The organism is Streptomyces sp. NPDC055506, assembly GCF_053643595.1.
In genome coordinates, this window is record NZ_JBSHKH010000239.1 from 1 (window position 1) to 5,635 (window position 5,635).

At 70.3% G+C, this 5,635-nt stretch carries 6 protein-coding genes; 5 read left to right on the top strand and 1 reads right to left on the bottom strand.

The features are described from left to right. Positions 1-147 precede the first annotated feature (147 nt). The 5 genes from ACWIF2_RS39945 to proC all read left to right on the top strand — a co-directional run bounded on the left by ACWIF2_RS39945 (position 148) and on the right by proC (position 4,072). Positions 148-630 carry an EamA/RhaT family transporter gene (locus ACWIF2_RS39945; protein WP_454366518.1) on the top strand — a complete coding sequence of 161 codons (483 nt, stop codon included), beginning with the start codon at positions 148-150 and terminating at the stop codon, positions 628-630. A gap of 60 nt (positions 631-690) precedes the next feature. Further along, on the top strand, positions 691-1,527 hold the full coding sequence (locus tag ACWIF2_RS39950) for a class I SAM-dependent methyltransferase (RefSeq protein ID WP_454366520.1): 837 nt from the start codon (positions 691-693) through the stop codon (positions 1,525-1,527). Between the two features lie 43 nt (positions 1,528-1,570). Then, on the top strand, positions 1,571-2,386 hold the full coding sequence (locus ACWIF2_RS39955; RefSeq protein WP_454366522.1) for an ABC transporter ATP-binding protein: 816 nt from the start codon (positions 1,571-1,573) through the stop codon (positions 2,384-2,386). Next, positions 2,383-3,156 (top strand): ABC transporter permease, encoded by a 774-nt coding sequence (locus tag ACWIF2_RS39960; RefSeq protein ID WP_454366524.1) that lies wholly within the window; start codon positions 2,383-2,385, stop codon positions 3,154-3,156. The genes ACWIF2_RS39955 and ACWIF2_RS39960 overlap by 4 nt, the downstream gene beginning before the upstream one ends. Positions 3,157-3,259: 103 nt before the next feature. Beyond that, positions 3,260-4,072, top strand: coding sequence for a pyrroline-5-carboxylate reductase (proC, locus tag ACWIF2_RS39965; protein ID WP_454366526.1), 813 nt, complete (start codon positions 3,260-3,262; stop codon positions 4,070-4,072). 40 nt (positions 4,073-4,112) lie between these two features. On the opposite strand, the gene trpS is transcribed toward proC, so the two are convergent. Continuing rightward, the gene (gene trpS / locus ACWIF2_RS39970; RefSeq protein ID WP_454366528.1) at positions 4,113-5,147 is read right to left on the bottom strand and encodes a tryptophan--tRNA ligase; all 1,035 of its coding nucleotides are present in this window, start codon (positions 5,145-5,147) and stop codon (positions 4,113-4,115) included. Positions 5,148-5,635 lie beyond the last annotated feature (488 nt).

The following is a 5,635-nucleotide window of genomic DNA, read 5'->3' on the forward strand; positions in this document are numbered from 1 at the left end:
GGCCCCCGACCCCATCGCGACGTTCCGAGGACGGACACCCCCCGGCGCGGCCCCGCCCCACCACCACCGCGTAGGCGCGACGCGCACCCCCACCAAAGCCGCACAGGCCGCCGCAGGCACCCCACAACCCAGCGCGATAATCACCCCGTGAGCGCAGAAAACGGCACCCCACCCCCCGGCCCGACCCCCGACCCCATCCGCTTCTTCGGCACGACCTGGCTGAACCACGACAACGGCTACACCCCCCGCCGCATAGCCGTAGCCGTCGGCTCACTGGCCACCGCAGCCGCGGCCTGCCTGGTCCTCCGCCTCGCTTACCAGGGCCTCCAGATCGCCGCGATCGGCGGCTTCGTCTCGCTCCTCATGATCGTGATGTTCGCGATCTGCAGCGCGATGGCCTTCCGCCACACCTGGGACGGCTTCACCCGCCGCCCGGACCCCGACCGCCAGGCATCCCTCCGCGGCCTCCTGGCCATCGGCTTCGTCGGCTCCCTCCTCGCCTACTTCTTCCGCTCCCTCACCGAGGCCCCCGGCGAGAAGCTCCACCGCGAGGAGTACGAGGCAGCCCGCAAGCGACACGAGAAGAGCACCACCCGCCGCTCGGGCAACCCGTCGAAGAAGCGTCGATAACCCGCCGCTCTCACCGAAATCTCACCGCACCCCACCCCCGCCCCCGGCCACCATGGCCGTATGACCACACCTCCCTCCGCCCACCACCCCACCCCCGGAGCCGACACCACCGAACCCCACCCCGCACGAACCGCCCGAACTGCCCGAACCACCCGAGCCCACTCCTTCAACACCGCCGCAGCCCAATACGCGGCCAACCGCCCCTCCTACCCCCCAGCCCTCTTCGACGCGATAGAAGACCTGGCCGGCCACCCCCTCCCCGGCTCCCGCGTCGCAGACATCGGCGCAGGCACCGGCATAGCCACCGCCCTCCTGAACGCCCGAGGCGCGGACGTCATCGCGGTGGAACCCGGCGACGGCATGGCAGCGCAATTCCGCCGCACCCTCCCCGCCATCCCGATCATCCGCGGCACCGGCGACGACCTCCCCCTGGCCACCGCCTCCCTCGACTTCGTCACCTACGCCCAGGCCTGGCACTGGACCGACCCCGCGAGAGCCGTCCCGGAGGCCCTCCGCGTCCTGCGCCCCGGCGGCGCACTCGCCCTCTGGTGGAACACCGACGCCCTCGACGTGCCCTGGATCGCCGAGGCCGCGGCCCGCACAGAGCGCCACTTCGCCATCGACGTCTCCGCCGAGAAGCGGAACGTCAACGCCCAGGCCGCCGACCCCACCGGCCGCCTCGACTTCACCCGCCGCACGGTCCGCTGGAGCCGCCGCGTTCCGGTCGACACCCACCTGGCCAACCGCGCCAGCCACTCGGTCTTCCTGGTCCACGACGAGGAACACACCGCGTCCTTCCTCGCCGCCGAACGCGAGCACCTGCTCAGGGCCTTCCCGGACGGCTCCGTCGAGGAGGTCTACGAGGTCGTCCTCCTGCTCGCGAAGACCCCGGCCTGACTCCTGCTTGACGCACCCCTCAGCCGGGAGCATTATTCATCACATGATGAATAATGCTCCCGGCCCCTCACGCTCCGGCGTGAACACGACCCCGGACCCCCCGGCCGTACACGCCGAGGACCTCACCGTCACCCGCGGCCCCCGCACAGTCCTGCGATCCCTCGACTTCACCGTCCCCCGCGGCCAGATCACCGGCCTGCTCGGCCCCTCCGGCTGCGGCAAGTCGACCCTGATGCGCTCCATCGTCGGCACCCAGGCCAAGGTCACCGGCACCCTCGACGTCCTAGGCCGCCCCGCCGGCCACCCCACCCTGCGCAACCGCATCGGCTACGTCACCCAGGCCCCGTCCGTCTACGACGACCTGACCGTCCGCCAGAACCTCGACTACTTCGCCGCGATCCTCGAACCCGGCCGATCCGCCGCCGACCGTCGCCGCGACAACGTCACCCGGGCCATCGCCGACGTCGACCTCACCACCCACACCGAGGCCCTGGCCGGCAACCTCTCCGGAGGCCAGCGCAACCGCGTCTCCCTGGCCGTAGCCCTCCTCGGCACCCCCGAACTCCTGGTGCTCGACGAACCGACCGTCGGCCTCGACCCGGTCCTGCGCCGCGACCTCTGGAACCTCTTCCACGACATCGCGGCAAGCCGCGGCGCGACCCTCCTCGTCTCCTCCCACGTCATGGACGAGGCCGAGCGCTGCCACCGCCTCCTCCTCATGCGCGAGGGCGAACTCCTCGCCGACGACACCCCCGACGCCCTGCGCACCGCCACCGCCGCCGAGACGGTCGAGGAGGCCTTCCTGCACCTGGTGGACGAAGCGAAGGCGGCAGCCCGCCCGAAGGAGACGACACGATGACGACCACGATCACCCCCACCCCGCCGAAAGCCCTGAGCCCGGCCCGCACCACCGCCACCACCACCCGGGTCCTGCGCCAGCTCACCCACGACCCGCGCACCATCGCGCTCTTGATCCTCATCCCCTGCGTGATGCTGCTCCTGCTCCGCTACGTCTTCGACGGCAACCCCCGCACCTTCGACAGCATCGGCGCGTCCCTCCTCGGGATCTTCCCGCTGATCACGATGTTCCTGGTGACCTCCATCGCCACCCTGCGCGAACGCACCTCGGGCACCCTCGAACGCCTCCTCGCCATGCCCCTCGGCAAAGGCGACCTGATCGCCGGCTACGCCCTCGCCTTCGGCACCCTCGCGATCATCCAGTCCGCCCTGGCCACAGGCCTCGCGGTCTGGTTCCTCGGCCTCGACGTCACCGGCAGCCCCTGGCTCCTCCTCCTGGTGGCCCTCCTCGACGCCCTCCTCGGCACCGCCCTGGGCCTCTTCGTCTCGGCCTTCGCGGCCTCGGAATTCCAGGCGGTCCAGTTCATGCCGGCGGTGATCTTCCCCCAGCTCCTCCTCTGCGGCCTGTTCACCCCGCGCGACACCATGCACCCGGCCCTGGAGACCGCCTCCGACGTCCTCCCCATGTCCTACGCCGTGGACGGCATGAACGAGGTCCTCCACCACACCGACATGACGGCCACCTTCGTACGCGACATCCTGATCGTGGCGGGCTGCGCCCTCCTGGTCCTCGCCCTGGGCGCGGCGACACTACGACGCAGGACGGCGTGAGCCGGCCCACGCGACATCCCGCCCACCGGACACCCGAGCCACCCCGCCCTCCCCGATGCGACGATGGACACCGGACGACGCACCCCCGGAGGCACCCCGCGCCATGACCCAGAAAGTCGCAGTCCTCGGCACCGGCAAGATCGGCGAAGCCCTGCTCAGCGGAATGATCCGCGCCGGCTGGAACCCGGCCGACCTCCTGGTCACCGCCCGCCGCACGGAACGAGCCGAAGAACTCCGCACCCGCTACGGCGTCACCCCGGTCACCAACCCGGAAGCCGCGAAGACCGCCGACACCCTGATCCTCACGGTCAAACCGCAGGACATGGGCACGCTCCTCGACGAACTCGCCCCCCACGTCCCCGCGGACCGCCTGGTCATCAGCGGCGCCGCCGGCATCCCCACCGCGTACTTCGAGGAACGCCTCGCCACCAACACCCCGGTCGTCCGCGTCATGACGAACACCCCGGCCCTGGTCGACGAGGCGATGTCCGTCATCTCCGCCGGCACCCACGCCACCGCCGACCACCTCGCCCACACCGAGGAGATCTTCGGCGCCGTCGGCAAGACGCTCCGCGTCCCCGAGTCCCAGCAGGACGCCTGCACAGCCCTCTCCGGCTCCGGCCCGGCCTACTTCTTCTACCTGGTCGAAGCCATGACCGACGCCGGCATCCTCCTCGGCCTGCCCCGCGACAAGGCCCACGACCTGATCGTCCAGTCCGCCATCGGCGCCGCGACGATGCTCCGCGACAGCGGCGAGCACCCGGTCAGGCTCCGCGAGAACGTCACGTCCCCCGCCGGCACGACGATCAACGCCATCCGCGAACTCGAGAGCCACGGCGTACGAGCCGCCCTCATCGCCGCGCTCGAAGCCGCCCGCGACCGCAGCCGCGCCCTGGCCTCCGGCAACAACAGCTGAAGCACCCGGGGGCGGGCCGATCACCCGCCCCCGCCGCACCTCACACCGTCAGCACAGCACCGGCCCCAGCCACCTCCGACACGGCAGGCAGCAACCCGATCGCGCCATAGGCGGCATCCACAGTCGGCCGAGCCATCCCCCGCGCCCGCTCCGCCCCGTCCCGCAGCACACGCTCCACATACCCGGGATCCGCGCACAACTCCTTGTGCCGCTCCTGCACAGGCCGCAACATCTCGACCACAGCCTCGGCGGCATCCTTCTTCAGATCCCCGTACGAGCGATACGCCCCGGCCAGCTCCTCCGGACTCCCACCCGAGCACGCGGCGAGAATCTCCAGCAGATTGGCGAGACCAGGCCGGGCCTCCCGGTCGTACACGACCTCCCGCCCGCTGTCGGTCACAGCCCGCATGACCTTCTTCCGCACCACGTCCGGCTCGTCCAGCAGATAGACGATCCCCGGCCCGACGTCATCGCTCTTGCCCATCTTCGACACCGGATCCTGCAGATTCATCACCCGCGCCGCGACTTCAGGACGCGTGGCCCGAGGCACCACGAACGTATGCCCGTACCGCTGGTTGAACCGCACGGCGATATCCCGCGCCAGCTCCACATGCTGCCGCTGATCGTCCCCGACCGGCACCTCATCGGCCCCGTAGGCCAGGATGTCCGCCGCCATCAGCACCGGGTACGTCAGCAGCGACAGCCGCACACTCCCACCCCGCCGCTGCTCCCGCGCGGCCTTCTCCTTGTACTGGATCATCCGCCGCATCTCACCGTCGGTGGCGACGCACTCCAGCACGTACGACAGCCGAGCGTGCTCGTCCACATGACTCTGCACGAACACCGTGCAGACCTCCGGATCCAGCCCGGACGCCAGCAGCAACGTCGCCGCCTGCCGACTCAGCCGGCGCACCCGCGCCGGATCATGCTCCACGGTCAAGGCATGCAGATCGACGACGCAGAACAAGGCATCGGCCTCGTGCTGGTCGACGGCAGCCCACCGCCGCATGGCTCCCAGGTAGTTCCCCAGCGTCAGATGCCCCGTTGGCTTGACCCCGCTGAAGACCCGTGTCATCTCTCCTCCACCTCCTGGCCGGGACCGCCGCCCCGAGCGGCCGCCCCTCGGTGGTTCCGGAGGGAGAAACAAGAACGGCCGCCGAAGCGGCGGCCGTTGAATGCATACGTGAGAACGGCCGCCGTCAGGCGGCCCACCACAGCTGGGTACACGTACGCGTCGTCATGCACCCCAGGCTACGCCTCCGGAGTGCCGCCCGCCCTTGAGTTGACACGCCCAACCCCCATCCGTAGTGTTCTCCGAGTTGCCCGACGTGAGCGCCGACTCCGGTCGGTCCCCGGGCAGCCACTCCGGAAGTACCAACCACTCTTCGACGCGCAGTACATCTGTCGTCGTTTCATTGGTATGCGTATTTACGGAATGAGGAATCCACGTTCGAAAGGACGCGGCCCCCGATTGGCTCGGGAGCCGGGGAATCCGCTAAAGTCTCACTCGTCGGAACGGCCCAACAGCCGCAAAGACAACCCCCACTGACTGGGGATCAGGCC

Coding starts and splice junctions, on each gene's coding strand:
- proC (WP_454366526.1), top strand. CDS start 3,260: ATGACCCAGAAAGTCGCAGTCCTCGGCACCGGCAAGATCGGCGAAGCC.
- trpS (WP_454366528.1), bottom strand. CDS start 5,147: ATGACACGGGTCTTCAGCGGGGTCAAGCCAACGGGGCATCTGACGCTG.
- ACWIF2_RS39960 (WP_454366524.1), top strand. CDS start 2,383: ATGACGACCACGATCACCCCCACCCCGCCGAAAGCCCTGAGCCCGGCC.
- ACWIF2_RS39955 (WP_454366522.1), top strand. CDS start 1,571: ATGATGAATAATGCTCCCGGCCCCTCACGCTCCGGCGTGAACACGACC.
- ACWIF2_RS39950 (WP_454366520.1), top strand. CDS start 691: ATGACCACACCTCCCTCCGCCCACCACCCCACCCCCGGAGCCGACACC.